The sequence below is a fragment of the Ruegeria sp. CH2 genome (assembly GCF_056537065.1).
This window is the reverse complement of record NZ_JBQFQV010000016.1, coordinates 52,422-68,465: the sequence shown is the minus strand read 5'-3', so window position 1 is coordinate 68,465 and position 16,044 is coordinate 52,422. Positions and strand designations below refer to the sequence as shown.

General features: G+C 58.4%; 13 protein-coding genes and 1 pseudogene. 5 read left to right on the top strand and 9 right to left on the bottom strand.

Going from position 1 to position 16,044, the window contains the following annotated elements; genetic code table 11:
* Window positions 1-673: 673 nt before the first annotated feature.
* Both ACR0M9_RS18040 and ACR0M9_RS18035 read right to left on the bottom strand, forming a co-directional pair.
* Entirely contained in the window at window positions 674-2,260 is a 1,587-nt protein-coding gene (locus ACR0M9_RS18040) for an ABC transporter substrate-binding protein (RefSeq protein ID WP_480774279.1), read from the bottom strand.
* A gap of 38 nt (window positions 2,261-2,298) precedes the next feature.
* Complete coding sequence (locus tag ACR0M9_RS18035; RefSeq protein WP_480774278.1) at window positions 2,299-3,825, bottom strand: sulfatase family protein; 1,527 nt, start codon at window positions 3,823-3,825, stop codon at window positions 2,299-2,301.
* Window positions 3,826-3,922: 97 nt separating this feature from the next.
* On the opposite strand from ACR0M9_RS18035, the gene ACR0M9_RS18030 reads away from it, so the two are divergent.
* Window positions 3,923-4,828: a LysR family transcriptional regulator gene (locus ACR0M9_RS18030; RefSeq protein ID WP_480774277.1), complete on the top strand. Its 906-nt coding sequence runs from the start codon at window positions 3,923-3,925 to the stop codon at window positions 4,826-4,828.
* 83 nt (window positions 4,829-4,911) lie between these two features.
* On the opposite strand, the pseudogene ACR0M9_RS18025 reads toward ACR0M9_RS18030, so the two are convergent.
* The 3 genes and pseudogenes from ACR0M9_RS18025 to nth all read right to left on the bottom strand — a co-directional run.
* A pseudogene (locus ACR0M9_RS18025) lies at window positions 4,912-5,010 on the bottom strand (IS6 family transposase); the annotation flags it as partial.
* 264 nt (window positions 5,011-5,274) lie between these two features.
* Window positions 5,275-6,264: an adenosine kinase gene (locus ACR0M9_RS18020; protein WP_480774276.1), complete on the bottom strand. Its 990-nt coding sequence runs from the start codon at window positions 6,262-6,264 to the stop codon at window positions 5,275-5,277.
* Window positions 6,261-6,905: an endonuclease III gene (gene nth / locus ACR0M9_RS18015; RefSeq protein WP_209598429.1), complete on the bottom strand. Its 645-nt coding sequence runs from the start codon at window positions 6,903-6,905 to the stop codon at window positions 6,261-6,263. The genes ACR0M9_RS18020 and nth overlap by 4 nt, the downstream gene beginning before the upstream one ends.
* A 117-nt stretch (window positions 6,906-7,022) precedes the next feature.
* Between nth and ACR0M9_RS18010 the strand changes: the two genes are divergently transcribed.
* Window positions 7,023-7,874: a bifunctional helix-turn-helix domain-containing protein/methylated-DNA--[protein]-cysteine S-methyltransferase gene (locus tag ACR0M9_RS18010; protein WP_480774275.1), complete on the top strand. Its 852-nt coding sequence runs from the start codon at window positions 7,023-7,025 to the stop codon at window positions 7,872-7,874.
* Between the two features lie 177 nt (window positions 7,875-8,051).
* The gene (locus ACR0M9_RS18005) at window positions 8,052-8,486 is read left to right on the top strand and encodes a glyoxalase superfamily protein (protein ID WP_480774274.1); all 435 of its coding nucleotides are present in this window, start codon (window positions 8,052-8,054) and stop codon (window positions 8,484-8,486) included.
* 61 nt (window positions 8,487-8,547) lie between these two features.
* On the opposite strand, the gene ACR0M9_RS18000 is transcribed toward ACR0M9_RS18005, so the two are convergent.
* Window positions 8,548-9,987 carry an aldehyde dehydrogenase family protein gene (locus tag ACR0M9_RS18000; RefSeq protein ID WP_480774273.1) on the bottom strand — a complete coding sequence of 480 codons (1,440 nt, stop codon included), beginning with the start codon at window positions 9,985-9,987 and terminating at the stop codon, window positions 8,548-8,550.
* 214 nt (window positions 9,988-10,201) lie between these two features.
* Between ACR0M9_RS18000 and ACR0M9_RS17995 the strand changes: the two genes are divergently transcribed.
* Window positions 10,202-10,852, top strand: coding sequence for a peroxiredoxin (locus ACR0M9_RS17995; RefSeq protein ID WP_480774272.1), 651 nt, complete (start codon window positions 10,202-10,204; stop codon window positions 10,850-10,852).
* A gap of 130 nt (window positions 10,853-10,982) precedes the next feature.
* Here ACR0M9_RS17995 and ACR0M9_RS17990 read toward each other — a convergent pair whose 3' ends face one another.
* Window positions 10,983-11,672 (bottom strand): outer membrane protein, encoded by a 690-nt coding sequence (locus tag ACR0M9_RS17990; protein WP_480482811.1) that lies wholly within the window; start codon window positions 11,670-11,672, stop codon window positions 10,983-10,985.
* A gap of 267 nt (window positions 11,673-11,939) precedes the next feature.
* Here ACR0M9_RS17990 and ACR0M9_RS17985 point away from each other — a divergent pair, with 267 nt between their 5' ends.
* The gene (locus tag ACR0M9_RS17985; protein WP_480482813.1) at window positions 11,940-12,575 is read left to right on the top strand and encodes a DUF1326 domain-containing protein; all 636 of its coding nucleotides are present in this window, start codon (window positions 11,940-11,942) and stop codon (window positions 12,573-12,575) included.
* A gap of 12 nt (window positions 12,576-12,587) precedes the next feature.
* On the opposite strand, the gene ACR0M9_RS17980 is transcribed toward ACR0M9_RS17985, so the two are convergent.
* Window positions 12,588-13,592, bottom strand: coding sequence for a Hint domain-containing protein (locus ACR0M9_RS17980; RefSeq protein ID WP_480774271.1), 1,005 nt, complete (start codon window positions 13,590-13,592; stop codon window positions 12,588-12,590).
* A 176-nt stretch (window positions 13,593-13,768) separates the two neighbouring features.
* The gene (pnp, locus tag ACR0M9_RS17975; protein WP_209505097.1) at window positions 13,769-15,919 is read right to left on the bottom strand and encodes a polyribonucleotide nucleotidyltransferase; all 2,151 of its coding nucleotides are present in this window, start codon (window positions 15,917-15,919) and stop codon (window positions 13,769-13,771) included.
* Window positions 15,920-16,044 lie beyond the last annotated feature (125 nt).

The following is a 16,044-nucleotide window of genomic DNA, read 5'->3' as shown; positions in this document are numbered from 1 at the left end:
CTCAGCATTGGGCTGGAAAAGCCCTGTCGCATTCGAAAGGAAAGTGGCTTAAACGAGCACTTGGGGCGGCACAAAAACGGGACAGGTCCACCAAGGCGTGGAGATGAGACAGAAACCCGGAGCCAAGCGGAGCCACGGCGAGAAAGATGCCAAAGACAACCGTTGGCAGTGGAGAAATATGAGCGGCGCAGCAGTGCCAAACCAACCGAGCAGGAGTTGGCCTGACTTCGTGATAAACAGTTGTCGCGGTGAGTATCTTCTCGCGCTTTTCGCGTATCGTTTTATTGACGCAACGTCGATTCAGTTGTTGTGGCCATTAAGAAGTTTACGCAAACGTAAGCAGCGATTTGATTTTTCGACTAATCGCTCAAAAAGTGACGTCAGACGGCGTTTTCTTCCCCCTTACGTGTCAGTTTGCAACTCTTACATGCGCTCAGTCGCTGCGGGTTGGCACTCACAGTAAGTGATCCTTGAGCCCTCCTTACCAGCACGGATCGGATCAGACCCGCAGCGGCTCTATTCAAGTCGTAGTTCCTCTCGCCAGGGCATGGGATGCCAATCAATGCCCGACACGTGCCATTTCTTTTGAAACGCTGGTTCGAGTCGCAATTGAACAGGCGCAGTTCGGGATAAGAACTGCGCCTGTTCATGGTCAAACCCGAAAACCGCGCGTTTAAGCGGCGACCCACATCTTCAACGGTGCGCGGAAATCCATCAGGTCAAAGCCCTTGTGATCGTCAACCCAACCGCTGATCCGATCTGAAGTCGCACCGACAAAGTCGTTGAACATCGGACAGATCAGACCACCATCATCACGGATCAACGCTGAGGCTTCTGCGTACATTTCCTTGCGCTTCGCATCATCGAGTTCGGCGCGCGCTGCGATGACGATTTGATCGAAACGCTCGTTGAAGAACCGGGTGTCGTTCCAATCCGCTGTGGACAAATATGCTGTGGACAGCATTTGGTCCTGAACCGGACGGCCACCCCAGTAACTGGTGCAGAAAGGTTGCTTGTTCCAAACTTCAGACCAGTAGCCGTCATTGGGCTCGCGCTTCACATCCAGCGTTATGCCCGCGGCAGCTGCGGACTGCTGGAACAACGCAGCCGCATCCAATGCGCCGGGGAACGAATTCTCGGACGACCGAAGCGTGACCGGCCCGCTATGACCCGATTTCTTGAAGTGGAACGCCGCCTTGTCCGGGTCGTATTCGCGCTGTTCGAACTCAGTTGCGAGGGGATAAGAGCTGTTGATGGGTGTGTCATTGCCCACAGAGCCGTAGCCGAAGAGGATCTTGTCCACCATTTCCTGACGATTGATGGCGTATTTCAAGGCCATACGCAGATCATGGTTGTCGAACGGCGCGGTATTGACGTGCATGATAAACACGTAATGACCTGCGTCAGACGTAGAGCGCACCGCGATACCGGGCGCGCGGTCAACAAGACGTGCAGTACGGGGCGGCACACGGTCAATCATATCGACCTGACCAGATTGCAGCGCCGCGACTCGTGCGGTGTTGTCGTTGATGACAATCACTTCGATCGTGCCGGCATGACCAATCGTGTCATCCCAATGGTTGGGGTTGTGTTCAGCCACGAAACGCACACCCATATCGGCGGCTTTCAAAACATAAGGACCGGTGCCAATTGCAGCAGCTGGGTCCTCTTTACCGCCACCAGGCTGAATGACGAGGTGATAATCCGAAAGCAGATATGGAAGGTCCGCATTGGGCGCTTCCAGCTCGACGATGAACAGGTCGCCATCCGTTCGCATATTTGCGATACCACGCAACAAGCCCAACGCCCCGGATTTGGTCTCTTCGTTCGAGTGTCGGTCAATGGTCTGTAGAACATCCTCGGCAGTGACGGGCTGACCGTTTGAGAAGGTGATGCCGTCTCGTATCTTGAACGTCCACGTTTTTGCGTCGGCAGAAGCCTCAAAGCTTTCTGCGACCTTGGGCTCAAGGCCGCCATCAGGTGCAAGCGTCAAGAGCGTCTCACCCCAAAGGCGGGCGACCATATTAGCGGTTGAGTTTGCGGCGGTCGCAGGATCAAGGCTGTCAGTTGTGCCGCCGCCTTGGATGCCAACGCGAATGGTGCCACCTTTTTGTGGACCAGCGGCTTTGACCGCTGACGACATCGCCAGATTGGCTGTTGCAGCAGCCAGCCCCAAGGCGGATGCCTTCCCAAGAAATTCACGGCGGGGCATTTTGCCAAGCGCTGCCTGTTTTGCCAGATATTTGATATGTTCGTTCATGGTGACTTCCCCGTTGTCGTTTGAGAGCTCAGATTTGATTAGTAGGTTGCAAGTGACACTCCGCCTGCATCCGCAGCTGGCGGAAAGTGTCGTGACAATTTTTCAATGATCTCGTCACGCGTGCTGCGGTATTCTTCTTTGAAGAAGAGATTGACGTGTTCACCCGGATCGTTGCGAAGATCGAACATCTCTCCCCAGTCTGCGTTTTGAGGATAGATTGTGACACGCCATTCGTCTGTCATTACCGTCTGGTTGTAAGTGTCCATGCGCGTACGTGGGTGATATTCGGCAAAAAACGCCCGACGCCCCGGGCCATCTGCCTGCGTCATCAGGTGAGCGAAAGAGACCCCTTCGGTCGGCTGATACTCCAGCTCCAAAAAATCCTGCAGGGTCGCGCGCAGATCCAGATGACTTGTTGTCCCGTGACGTTCGCCAGGCTCGATCCCCGGACCTGCAGCGATCAGCGGTACGTGCAAAAGCGATCTGTAGGGGCTGGGGCCTTTTCGGATAAGCCCGTGATCACCCAACAACTCGCCATGATCCGAGGTGAAAATGACAACGGTGTCTTCAAGGAGACCCTGATGCTCCGCCTGTGCCATGATCCGGCCGACGCAAGCGTCAATCATCGAAATCATTCCATTGGTATACGCGATCGCACGGCGAATTGAATCGTCCGAGAAGTTCGATGTTGTCTGCAAAAAACCCTGTTCTCGCGGTGGTCCCGGATCGCGCAGGAAGTCCACATAGCTTTTACCTTTTTCCTCATCATCGCCGTCGCGCAGGAAAGACGGCATCGCTGACAGCTCATCAGGCACATATGAGGGCATTGGCATGTCCGCCGGATCGTACATGTCGCACCATGGCGCAGGGGGGGAAAAAGGATGGTGCGGATCGGGAAAGGAAACAAACAGAAAGAACGGGTCTGACCCGTCATTTTCGGTCAGGAACTCGCAGGCCCGATCTGTGATCCAAGAGTTGTAATGCAAGTCGAAAGGGATGGCCGATTTCCAAACTTCGTCAATATCCCCACATTGCGGTTCAAGCGCGTTTTCCGGGAGATAGAGCTCGGCCGCTCCCGGCGCGACAGATTCCAGCCAACGGGCATAATGCCCACCCTTTGTGGCACTAACGGATTCTCCAATCAGAATGTCGACCGCGTCGAACCCGTAAAAGGGGCCGCACCATCCCTCACTTTCCGGTAAGTCCCAAAAGGCGTTTGAATCCGGCATAAGATGCTCTGGCCCGGCCAGAATAGGTTGGAAGTGGAATTTCCCAACCCCATGGGTCTTGTACCCCATGGCCTGAAAGTCATGGGTGATCAGTTTCAGATCCTCAGGCAGGGCAACCCCGTTGCGCGTCAGGCCGTGCGACCTTGCATACTGACCGCTGAACAAAGTGGACCGGCTTGGAGAGCAGATCTGGTGCGGTGTGAAATGCTTGGTAAAGACGGCGCCCCGCTGGGCCAGTGCGTCTATATTCGGTGTCCTGACATGCTTGTTTCCGGTGCAGCCCAGACTGTTCGCGCGTTGCTGGTCCGTCATAATCAAAATGACATTTTTCTTCATTCTTGGCGCTGCCCTCCGAAACAACGGGACAGTACCACAGCGCTTACATTTGAAATAATACTATCTGTTTCGACTGATATTTGTTAATCGAATACCTATGTTCACCCATAACCAACTCAACGTCTTCTCTGCGATCATGCAAACCGGGTCGGTTTCCGCTGCTGGTCGCAGGTTGAATCTGTCACAACCCAGCGTCAGCCGGCTTTTGTCGGATCTGGAGCGGGAGTTTGGCGTTCCTTTGTTTCGTCGCCGGAGTAAGGGTGTGACACCGCTCCCCGAAGCGGAAGAATTCTATCAAGAGGTTAAACGCAATTTTTCGGCCCTTGCGAACTTGGACGAGATCGCCTCTCAGATCGCTCGGAAGGATCGCGGGTCCTTGTCAATTGCCACAATAACCGCCGCCTCATTAGACCTCGTGCCTCAGGCCCTGAGACGGCTGAACATAGCGGAAAAGAACATCCGGATCGATTGGCGGGTACGATCTTCAAACTGGATACTGGACTATGCCCGTTTCGGCGCGATGAGAACAGGCTTCGCCTATGTTTCGCGCTCTCTGAAGCAAATGAACGTCCTGTTTGAGGGAAGCTTACCACATATTTGTTTTGTTCCCGAAGGTCACCCTTTAGCCGCAGGTCAGGGGGCGCTGACACTGGAACAGATGGCGCCCTATCAGATCATCGGGCTGCGCAACGAAGTTGAGAGTGCTTTGTCGCTAAGTGACTTGCTAGAGGGTGAGCGCCCACCGGTGACTGTCGAAACATCTTTAGCTGCACTTTCTCTTAGCAAATCCTGCGGTGGGTTGCCTCTCGTGGATGCATTTACGGCTTTTCATTGGTTGCAAGGGAACAAAGGACGGCCGCGGATCGTAGAGGACCTTCCTCTCTATCGGTTTGCGGTCGTTGAACCAATTGGCATCAACGCTTCACATATAGACAGGGATTTTCAGGATTGCCTGATCCAAGAGATCGAACGCGTTGTTTTGTGGACCAAACAACTCGGCTAAAAAAACAAAGCGTTCATTGACGTTCAGACTTCTACGGATACACCGGCATTGCGGGACTGTTGCATGCGTTGATGGGTCCCGCTTTTGCCACCGACCAGGATATGCCTCTCGTCCACGCGCCAATCGACACTGGCACGCCGCACGTGTTTCTGGGTCCGCGTTGTGTGCTCCGGCGCAAACTTGGGGCAACGAAGACCAAAATCCAAGGCACTTGCGCGTAGACAGAGGTTAAAGCAAACAAACACCCTTAAGGGTGAGAATGATTGGACGCTCAAAAAGGCAGCACGCTTCTATGAGTGGGCAACCATAGTCCGAATGACTTCAAGCCAGTTGCGCCTCTTCACAAAACCACCGCGCGGACCGGATCACAACGCAATACCCAGCCCGCAACATGCGGATTGGCCGTTCAGCCTTCGATAAAGGAGGAGTCTTTCAACAAAATGGGCTCAAAGCAGCCCTTCTTCCCGCAACAATTCCAGCATATCAGCCTCGGGTCTTGGGCCGATATGGCTGATGACCTCGCGGGCGCAGACGTTGCCGATCCTGGCGCATGTCTCGTAATCGCGCCCTGTGGCCATTCCATACAGGAACCCCGCAGCGAACTGGTCACCGGCACCTGTTGCGTCTACTGGCACGATCCTCTTGACCGGCACGTCGATGCGCGCGCCTCCGTTCAGGACGGTCACGCCATCACCCGAGCGGGTGCAAACCACCAGCGGGCAAATTTCGGCGGTCTTGATCAGCGCCTCTTCCAGATCGTCGGTTTCAAACAGCGATTTGATTTCAGCCTCGTTGCCGATGACGAAATCCAGCTCATTCTCGATCAGCAGCAGGAAATCGACCCGGTGCCGTTCCACGCAAAACGGGTCGGAAATGGCGATCCCGGTCTTGCCGCCACCCTTGTGGCAGGCGCGCGCGGCCTCAAGAAACGCGGCCTTTCCCTTTTCCTTGTCAAACAGATAGCCCTCAAGGAACATGATCTGGCTGCTTCCGGCGACCTCATCGGGCACGTCATGCGACGACAGTTCCGAAGAGATGCCCAGATAGGTGTTCATCGACCGCTCGCCATCGGGCGAGACAAAGATCATCGAGCGCGAGGTTGGCAATTCCCCGCCCGGAACCGGCGGGTTCACGAAATCGACGCCATCTTCGTTCATCGCATCCGCATAGAACCGGCCCAGCGCGTCGTCATGCACCCGCCCGATAAAGGCGGCATCCAACCCCAGCGCACCTGCGCCCGCAATCGTGTTGGCAACGGACCCGCCCGGCGTCTGCACCCGGCGCTCCATCGAGGCATACAGAAGCTCGCCGCGCTCCTGCTCGATCAGTTGCATGATGCCTTTTTCAATGCCCATCAGTTCCAGGAAACTGTCATCGGCCTGCGAGATCACGTCCACAACGGCATTTCCGATACCGGTCAGCTGGTAGGTTTTCATAATGTCTTGTCCTCGAATTGACAGAGATCACGGATGATACAGGTCGGGCATTGCGGCTTGCGCGCCTTGCAATGGTACCGGCCATGCAGGATCAGCCAGTGATGCGCATGGAGTTGAAAATCGGCGGGGATATTGTCTTCGATGGCGCGCTCGACCGCGTCCACGTCCTTGCCGGGGCAGATGCCGGTGCGGTTGCCGACGCGAAAGATATGCGTGTCCACAGCCTGCGCCGGCTGCCGCCACCACATGTTCAGCACAACGTTGGCGGTCTTGCGCCCGACACCCGGCAGCGATTGCAGCGCTGCACGGGAATTTGGAACTTCACCGCCATAGTCTTCGACCAGAATACGGCTCAGCTTGATGACGTTCTTGGCCTTCTGGCGGAACAGGCCGATGGTCTTGATATGCTCGATCAGGCCCTCTTCGCCCAGATCCAGCATCTTTTGCGGCGTATCGGCGATCTTGAACAAGTCGCGCGTCGCCTTGTTGACCCCCGCATCGGTTGCCTGCGCCGACAGCGCCACGGCCACGACCAGCGTGTAGACATTCACATGCTCAAGCTCGCCCTTGGGTTCGGGGTCGGCTTCCTGAAAGCGCGTAAAGATCTCGCGGATCGTATGATAGTCGAGTTGCTTTGCCATCCGGGCCTTAATGCCGCCCGAGGGGCCGCGACACAAGCCCAAAGCCAATGCGCAAGTTCCGGGTCGCGGCAGCGTGTCGCGCGCGCTATGGTTTGTGCCAGACAACGAGGTGCAACCATGAACGTTCAGACCCCCGAAAGCGGATACCACTACAACGTCATGCGCCGGGCAATCGAGCTGATCGATCAGGGCGGCGAGGGCCTGAGCCTTGATGAGTTGGCCCGCCAGATGGATATGAGCCCGGCCCATTTCCAGCGCCTGTTCTCGCGTTGGACCGGAGTGTCGCCAAAACGGTATCAGCAATACCTGACGCTGGGCCATGCCAAGGCGCTGCTGCGCGAACGGTTCACCACGCTTGAAACCGCCCATAACGTAGGCCTGTCCGGCAGTGGCCGCCTGCATGATCTGTTCCTGAAATGGGAATCCATGAGCCCCGGCGAATATGCCCGCAGGGGCGCGGGTCTGACGATCTACTGGGGCTGGTTCGAATGCCCCTTTGGCCCCGCGCTGGTCATGGGCACCGACAAGGGCATCTGCGGTATCGCCTTCGGGGCTGAAACCGGAGAGAAGGCGGCGATGGAGGATATGGTCTCGCGCTGGCCCAACGCGGATTATGTCGAAGATCCGATGCGCCTGCGACCCTGGGTTCTCAGCGCATTCGGCACGGCCAGCGACCGGTCAGAGCCGACACCGCTCTACCTGATCGGCTCGCCCTTGCAGATCAAAGTGTGGGAAGCACTGATGCACATCCCGTCGGGGCAGGTGACGACCTATTCCGAAATCGCGCTGCGCGTGGGTTCACCACAGGCCGTGCGCGCCGTGGGCACGGCGGTCGGGCGCAACCCAGTCAGCTGGCTGATCCCGTGTCACCGCGCCCTGCGCAAATCCGGGGGGTTGGGCGGCTATCACTGGGGTCTGCCGGTCAAACGGGCCATGCTGGCCTATGAGGCGGCACAGGCCGACGCCTGATTGACAGCAGGCCCGACCGCTGCCAAAAAGCACCGCAGGTTCGGGTCCCCTGCCGTTCGCGGCCATTGGCTTTGGTGAAACCCGGTTGAACAAACATCTGTTGCCCTTTCCCTGCGCGCGGATGGTAATGCGAACCCCGTCCTAAACTCGCGCCCGTTCAAGGAAACGAGGCAAATCATGACACTGTCACAACACATCGCTCCGCTGGAGGAGCTGAAAGAGCAGGCCAAACGCCTGCGACGGAAACTGCGCGACACCGGCGTTCAGCTGTCGCACGGTCAGGCCCTGGAACTGGTGGCGCATCAACATGGGGTGCGCGACTGGAACACATTGCACGCGATGGCGGGCAACCGGATGCGCTTGCGTGTGGGGGACCGGGTCGAAGGTCGCTACCTGGGCCAGCCGTTCACGGCGGAAATTCGTGGTCTGACCATGCTGGGGGACGGTGCGCACCGCCGGGTGACCCTACAGTTCGACACGCCTGTCGATGTGGTCCGGTTCGACAGTTTCTCGGCCTATCGCCAGCGCGTGACCGGCGAGATTGGTTGGGACGGTCGTTCCCGTCGCCATACGTCCGACGGGGAACCCCAGCTAGTGGTGCGGCCTGTCTGACATAACACGGGCGAGGCAACCGCGTTGCCTCGCCCTCTCATCTCGCATTGCGCCGGGTGTATTATTCAGCCGCCCAGCCGCCGACGGATTTGACTTCCAGAAAGTCCTCCAGCCCCCAAACGCCACCTTCGCGCCCGTTGCCGGATTGCTTCATCCCACCAAACGGAGAGCCCGCGCTGCGCGACTGGCCGTTCATCTCGACCATGCCCGACCGCAGAACCCGCGCCATGCGGTTGGCGCGCGCCTTGTCCTGCGTCTGCACATAATTGGTCAGGCCATAAGGTGTGTCATTGGCGATCTCGACAGCCTCTTCCTCGGTGTCGAAGGGGATCATGGTCAGAACCGGGCCAAAGATTTCCTCGCGCGCGATGGTCATCTGGTTGTTGGCATCGGCAAAGACCGTCGGGCGGACATAATAGCCCTTGTTCAGCCCCTCGGGGCGTCCGGTGCCGCCCGCGACCAGCCGCGCCCCTTCGTCGATACCTTTCTGGATCAGGTCCTGAATCTTGGTCCACTGAACCTCATTCACGACGGGTCCGATATGGCGGCCCTCTTCTGCGGCACTGCCCACCGTGACCTTGCTGGCGACCTCGGCGGCGATCTCAACAGCCTGATCATAGATCGGTCGCTGCACCAGCATCCGGCTGGGGGCGTTACAGCTTTGGCCGGTGTTGTTCATCATATGCAGCACGCCGCGTTTGACAGCCTTTTCATCGGCATCGGCAAAGACCACATTGGCGCCTTTGCCACCCAGCTCCAGATGCACTTTCTTGAGCGTTTCCGCCGCGTTCTTCGAAATCGCCGTACCCGCACGGGTCGAGCCGGTAAAGCTGACCATATCCACGTCGGGATGACCCGACAGCTGCGAGCCGACGCCCGCGCCATCGCCGTTTACCAGATTGAAGACACCGGGCGGGAACCCTGCCTCGTCCATCATCTCGGCAAAGATCATCGCGTTCAGCGGGCTTTGCTCGGAGGGTTTCAGAACCATCGTGCAGCCCGCAATCGCCGCTGCGCCGACCTTGAGCGTGACCTGGTTCATCGGCCAGTTCCAGGGCGTGATCAATGCGGCCACGCCAACCGCCTCATAGATGATCCGGTCATTCGGGGCGTGATCCCCCAGAGGGCGTTCAAACTGAAACGCCTTGGCCGCGCGGATGAAGTTCTGCAAATGCCATGTGCCTGCACCAACCTGCTGGCTGCGCGACATGTCAATCGGCGCGCCCATTTCCAGCGACATGGCCTGCGCCAGATCTTCCGCGCGGGTCTGGTAGATGTCGATCAGCTTCTCGACCAGCGCGATGCGGGCCTCTACCGGCGTTGCCATCCAGCCCGGCAGGGCGGCCTTGGCGGCGGCAACTGCCGCATCCGTGTCGGCCTGCCCACCCAGTGAGATCACCGCGCACGGCTCCTCGGTCGAGGGGTTGATGACCTCGAAATCATTGGGTTGCGACGGCGCGACCCATTGACCATTGATAAAGAAATTCCGCTTTTCGATCATCCTGAGCCCTCCTGTCGGTCCAGCTAGAATCCGGCTGTTCGCCGACACTCTGTCACCCAAGCGAACAGGGGGCAATAGGTGATTTGATCAAATTATTTTTCCTGTGAAACCGGTGAATTTCCGGGCCGCGACCACGATGCAAGTTTTAACCCATGGGCAAAGTGATTAGGTTGCGGGCAATCGACTCAGGTTAATACTGGAAAGGAGATACCCCATGGGTTTGCGCATCAACGATTCGGTCCCGAACTTCACCGCAGAAACAGATCAGGGCACCATTCAGTTTCACGACTGGATTGGCGACAGCTGGGCCATTCTGTTCTCGCACCCCAAGGATTTCACACCTGTCTGCACCACCGAATTCTCGGCCGTCGCTCAGCTGAGTGACGAATGGGCCGCGCGCAACACCAAGGTGATCGGCGTATCGGTTGACGGAGTTGAAGACCACAAGAAGTGGAAGAAGGACATCGAGGAATACGGCAAGGCCAATCCCGGGTTCCCGATCATCGCTGATGAGGGTCTGGCGGTGTCGAAAGCCTTCGACATGCTGCCTGCCGAAGCCTACCTGCCCGATGGCCGCACCCCGGCTGACAGCGCCACCGTGCGGTCGGTCTTTATCATCGGCCCTGACAAGCAGCTGAAACTGTCGATGACCTATCCGATGACCGTGGGCCGCAACTTTGCGGAAATCCTGCGCGCGCTGGACGGGTTGCAGATGTCGTCAAAAGGTGTCGCAACACCTGCCAACTGGGTGCCGGGTGAAGACGTGATCATCCCGCCCTCTGTGTCGAACGAAGACGCCAAGGCCAAATTCGGCGCGTTCGAGACGATCTTTCCCTATCTGCGCAAGACCAAAGCGCCGTCCTGAGGCGGTTACCGGGTCAGGGGGGCTGTCTGCCCCCCATCGTGCCTGCCGGCACGATTTCCCCCCGAGGATATTTGGGGCCAGATGAAGCAGGCGGGGGCAGGGTAACCGAAGGGAGACCTGCCCCTGGACCTCAGAACTTGTACCGAAGCCCGAAATTGACACTGAACGTATCCAGATCGTCTTCGACGGTGCCGGTCAATGCGCCGTTCGGGGCCAGTCGCCGGGACGAGACGTCAAAGGCGCGGGCATAGCGGGCGTCGACGGTAAAGGCGGTTGACGGGTTGATCTCGTAAGCCACACCGGCGATCAGCTGCGCGGCAAAGGTGGTGTCGCTGTCATCCAGCGCCACACCGGGCCCATAGGCAAAATCCAGATCCGAATAGGTGGCCCCCAGACCAAACCCGGCATAGGGCGTCAGCGCACCCGCCTGTTTGAAATCGAACAGCACATTGGCAAACAATGAGGTCTGCGTGACATCGCCCGAGATATTGCCCTCGGCCCCCGGCCCGTTGCCCGAGAAGTTCACACCATCCACGTCGCTGTCGCGGTAAGACAGCTCCAGCTCAATCCGCGTGCCGAACCTGTCATTTGACCATTGCGGGATTTCCTTGCCGATGGCCACGCCCAGGCCGAATCCCGCGTCGAACTCCGTGTCGACGGATTGGGGCGTGCCGCCGATCGTGCCTGCGAAATCGCTGTCCTGCAGCTGGCTGTACCCGACAAAACCCTGAACATAGGTGCCGTCGCCCAGGCTCTGCGCGGCAAGAGCCGTCGCGCTGGCGGCGAGGGCCGTTGAGGTAAGTAAAATGTGCTTGAACATGATTGTCTCCGTTGCTCCAAAACTCTGCTTGGCCTCGATGTGGGCGGGTTTGACGGAAAGGAAAGGCGCGGGGTTATCACTTCGTTTCACAGGTTTTTGGACGCGCGTGAGTGAATAGATCCGGGGCTGGGGCAGCGCTGTTCATCGGCTTCTTCGGGCCCCTCAGGTTCTGGTTCGCGCCGAATTGTGATAGGGTGCTTAGGGGCAAAACTCAGGCATGCGACCAATCACCTCGGGCTTTCGGACTGTTCAAAGCAGGAGAAGACCATGGCTTTTACAGATTGGTATGTTGAAGGAGAGAGTTTCGGGAACTGCAACTGCGGCTATGCCTGCCCCTGCCAGTTCGAAGAGTTGCCGACCCATGGCGATTGCCGGGGGTTCGAAGTGCTGGAGGTGACCAAAGGGCATTTCGGTGACACCGACCTCAGCGGGACCAAAGCCGCGCTGATCTATGCCTGGCCGGGGCCGATCTTTGAGGGCGGCGGCGAGATGCAGGTGATCGTTGATCCCGCAGCAACCCCGGCACAGCGCGACGCGCTGGAAAAGGTCTTTCACGGTGAAGAAACCGAAGAGATGGCGACGCATTGGTATGTGTTCAGGGCAATGTGCGAGACGGTTCATGACACGCTTTACCTGCCGATCGAATTCGAGATGGACCTAGAAGAGCGCACGGCCAGCGTTACCGTTGGTGATGTTCTGAAATCCACCGGACAGCCGATTCAGGCCCCGCATGGCGGCGGCGCGCATCGGGTGCGCATCGATATCCCCGGCGGGATCGAGTTTTCCATTGCCGAGATTGGCAGCGCCTCGACCCGCTCTGATGCCGCGATAAAGCTGGACCTGAAGGACAGCTATGGCCAGTGGCATCTTCTGAAACATGGGCCCGGCGGGGTTGCTCACTGATCGGCACCCCTGTCAGGCGGCGTGCGCAGATGTGTTCGGGACCGATGACCAGCAGGGCAGCGTCAGATCCGCCTTCAGCACCCGAACCTCGAAGGGTTTCAGCACCGGCAACGCGGTTGATCCATAGCCATCGGCACCGCAGGCCAGATCCGGGAACAGGGTGAACAGCTCGCGCCGTGTGGCAGGTGCCATCGCGCCCAGTGTCGTGTCACCGGGATAGAAGGATTCGGACCAGATGCCTTCGACGTTTACCAGTTCATGCCGGTCAAAGAGGATATGGACATACTCGACCCCTTGCGCGGGCAGCTCTTGAACGATTGTCCGCCCGTTGATCAACCCCTTGGCCGGGGCCAGCATCGCGGTCTCGCAATGCATCAGCTCCATCATCGCCGAGGTGACGGCGATCCGGTGCTGTGGTGAGACGACCAGATCACGGTTTGGGCTGTTCGGCCCGAAACACCCCGCGATGATCCGGACAGGGCAAAGATGAGGGTCCTGCTGCAACTCCTGCGCTGACAAGCGACGCCTGCCGATCCAGCGCACCGGGCGGATATGGCCCTTGGCCGTAAGAACCGGGTCGCCGGGGTTCAGCGTTTCGACACGGCGCAGCCCGGTGGGCGTCCGGATCAGGGACCCGGCGGTAAAACACACGAAAGACGGCAAGGTCTGATAGGTGCTTGGCGCTGCCGTCCCGCCAAAGCTGGTCCCCGTGATCGTATCGTTCAGCTGCGCCTGACCCGAGGTGACGATGATGTAGCGCGGGTTCGAGAACTGAACCAGAATGAAGGTGACAGGCGCCCCGTTCACCGTTCCCGAATAGCTTTCGAAGGTGCTGAAATTCTGGCTTGTCCCGGAAAAACCGGGCAGGGCCGACAGATCAAGCTGCGCGCTGTCAGGGTCGGGATCCTGCAACAGGGCGTCATTGTCGGTGATATCAACGGAATAAGCGGCAGTAATATCGACGCTTTTATTGCTGTAGGGGTCTGCGCTGATTTCGAAAACGGTTATCGAGGCCACGGTCGAAAAGCATCCCTGAATGCAACATGATCATCCTTATGGTTGAGTAAATACACGCATGAAGTGTTAATAATTGATTTACCAAGCCACGGGACGCCCGACACTCCTGACCGCGCGGACAAAAAAAGCCCCGGTCGAAACCGGGGCCTTTCGCATTCAATCAGAGGGTGGGCAGATTACTCTGCGCTTTCCTCTTTCTTTTCTTTCTTCTCGGGAACGATCTCTTCGCCGGTTTCCTGATCGACCACTTTCATCGACAGGCGAACCTTGCCGCGATCGTCAAAGCCCAGCAGCTTGACCTTCACTTCCTGACCTTCCTTCAGAACATCCGACGGATGGTTCAGGCGGCGGTTTTCGATCTGGGACACGTGGACCAGACCGTCGCGCTTGCCAAAGAAGTTCACGAAGGCACCGAAATCGACGATCTTGACCACCTTGCCGGTATAGACCTGACCTTCTTCCGGCTCGGCCACGATCGACCAGATCATGTCATAGGCTTTCTTGATCGATTCCCCATCGGGCGATGCGATCTTGATGACGCCATCGTCGTTGATGTCGACCTTGGCACCCGAAACCTCGACGATCTCGCGGATGACCTTGCCGCCCGAACCGATCACTTCACGGATCTTGTCGGTCGGGATGTTCATGGTCTCGATGCGCGGCGCGTGGACCGAGAACTCGTTGGTCTCGGACAGGGCTTTGCCCATCTCGCCCAGGATGTGCATCCGGCCGTCCTTGGCCTGTGCTAGGGCGGTTTCCATGATCTGAGGCGTGATGCCCGCGACCTTGATGTCCATCTGAAGCGAGGTGATGCCGTTTGCAGTACCCGCAACCTTAAAGTCCATATCGCCCAGGTGGTCTTCGTCACCCAGAATGTCGGTCAGAACCGCGTAAGACCCGTCATCTTCCAGGATCAGGCCCATGGCCACACCGGCAACCGGAGCTTTCAGCGGAACACCCGCATCCATCATCGACAGCGACCCGCCGCAGACAGACGCCATCGAGCTGGAGCCGTTGGATTCAGTGATCTCGGACACCACGCGGATGGTATAGGGGAAGTCGGTCGGCGCAGGCAGAACCGCCTGAAGCGCGCGCCATGCCAGCTTACCGTGACCGATTTCGCGACGGCCGGGCGAACCCACTCGGCCCACTTCACCCACCGAGTACGGAGGGAAGTTGTAATGCAGCAGGAAGTTCGATTTGAAGTTGCCGTGCAGCGCATCGATGAACTGCTCATCGTCGCCGGTGCCCAGCGTGGTCACGGCCAGCGCCTGAGTTTCACCGCGGGTGAACAGGGCAGAGCCGTGTGTGCGCGGCAGCAGCGAGGTTTCGGCTTCGATGGCACGCACATCGGTGGTCGAACGACCGTCGATGCGCTTGCCGCCCTTGACGACGTCACCGCGCAGAATACCGGCTTCCAGCTTTTTCATCGCCGAGCCAAGATTGGCGTCTTCCAGCTGTTCCTCGGTCAGCGCTTCCTTGATCGCTTCACGGGCAGCGGCAACAGCGGCGGTGCGCTCCTGCTTGTCGGTGATCGCGAACGCGGCGCGCATCTGCTCTTCACCGGCAGCCGAAACAGCGGCGTAAAGCTCCGAGTAATCGGGTGCGACGAATTCAAACGGCTCTTTCGCGGCGTCTTCGGCCAGCGAAATGATCAGGTCGATGACCGGCTGGATCTGTGCATGCGCAAAGGTCACGGCACCCAGCATTTCGGCCTCGGACAGCTCATAGGCTTCCGATTCCACCATCATCACGGCGTCTTTGGTGCCGGCAACAACCAGATCCAGACGCTGTTCAGGGTTCAGGCGCAGGTCCTGCATGTCATCCACGGTCGGGTTCAGGACGTATTCGCCATCCACGAAACCAACGCGGGCACCGGCGATCGGGCCCATGAACGGCGCGCCGGAAATGGTCAGCGCAGCCGACGCGGCGATCATTGCAACGATGTCGGGATCATTGACCAGATCGTGGCTCAGCACGGTGCACATCACCAGCACTTCGTTTTTGAAACCGTCAACGAACAGCGGGCGGATCGGACGGTCGATCAGACGCGCGGTCAGCGTCTCTTTCTCGGTCGGGCGCGCTTCGCGCTTGAAGAAGCCACCCGGAACCTTACCGGCGGCGTAATATTTCTCTTGGTAATGTACGGTCAGCGGGAAAAAGTCCTGACCAGGTTTTTGGCTCTTGGCAAAGGTCACGTTGGCCATAACGCTGGTTTCGCCCAGCGTGGCAATCACGGTGCCGTCGGCCTGACGGGCAACCTTGCCAGTTTCCAGTGTCAGCGTCTCCTCGCCCCACTGCATCGATTTCTTCGTTACATCAAACATATGCGTATCCTAGAACGGAGCACTCCCGCCCCTGCGGGTCTCCGGTTTTGCATGGCGGCCCCATTGCCGCCGACCCCATTTATCTTCCGTTCGAGTGCCGGGGTCAGGGCACAACGTCTCAGATA

Bases quoted from the DNA above. Each gene is read 5' to 3' on its own strand.
- ACR0M9_RS18040 (WP_480774279.1), bottom strand. From the start codon at position 2,260: ATGAACGAACATATCAAATATCTGGCAAAACAGGCAGCGCTTGGCAAA.
- ACR0M9_RS18035 (WP_480774278.1), bottom strand. From the start codon at position 3,825: ATGAAGAAAAATGTCATTTTGATTATGACGGACCAGCAACGCGCGAAC.
- ACR0M9_RS18030 (WP_480774277.1), top strand. From the start codon at position 3,923: ATGTTCACCCATAACCAACTCAACGTCTTCTCTGCGATCATGCAAACC.
- ACR0M9_RS18020 (WP_480774276.1), bottom strand. From the start codon at position 6,264: ATGAAAACCTACCAGCTGACCGGTATCGGAAATGCCGTTGTGGACGTG.
- nth (WP_209598429.1), bottom strand. From the start codon at position 6,905: ATGGCAAAGCAACTCGACTATCATACGATCCGCGAGATCTTTACGCGC.
- ACR0M9_RS18010 (WP_480774275.1), top strand. From the start codon at position 7,023: ATGAACGTTCAGACCCCCGAAAGCGGATACCACTACAACGTCATGCGC.
- ACR0M9_RS18005 (WP_480774274.1), top strand. From the start codon at position 8,052: ATGACACTGTCACAACACATCGCTCCGCTGGAGGAGCTGAAAGAGCAG.
- ACR0M9_RS18000 (WP_480774273.1), bottom strand. From the start codon at position 9,987: ATGATCGAAAAGCGGAATTTCTTTATCAATGGTCAATGGGTCGCGCCG.
- ACR0M9_RS17995 (WP_480774272.1), top strand. From the start codon at position 10,202: ATGGGTTTGCGCATCAACGATTCGGTCCCGAACTTCACCGCAGAAACA.
- ACR0M9_RS17990 (WP_480482811.1), bottom strand. From the start codon at position 11,672: ATGTTCAAGCACATTTTACTTACCTCAACGGCCCTCGCCGCCAGCGCG.
- ACR0M9_RS17985 (WP_480482813.1), top strand. From the start codon at position 11,940: ATGGCTTTTACAGATTGGTATGTTGAAGGAGAGAGTTTCGGGAACTGC.
- pnp (WP_209505097.1), bottom strand. From the start codon at position 15,919: ATGTTTGATGTAACGAAGAAATCGATGCAGTGGGGCGAGGAGACGCTG.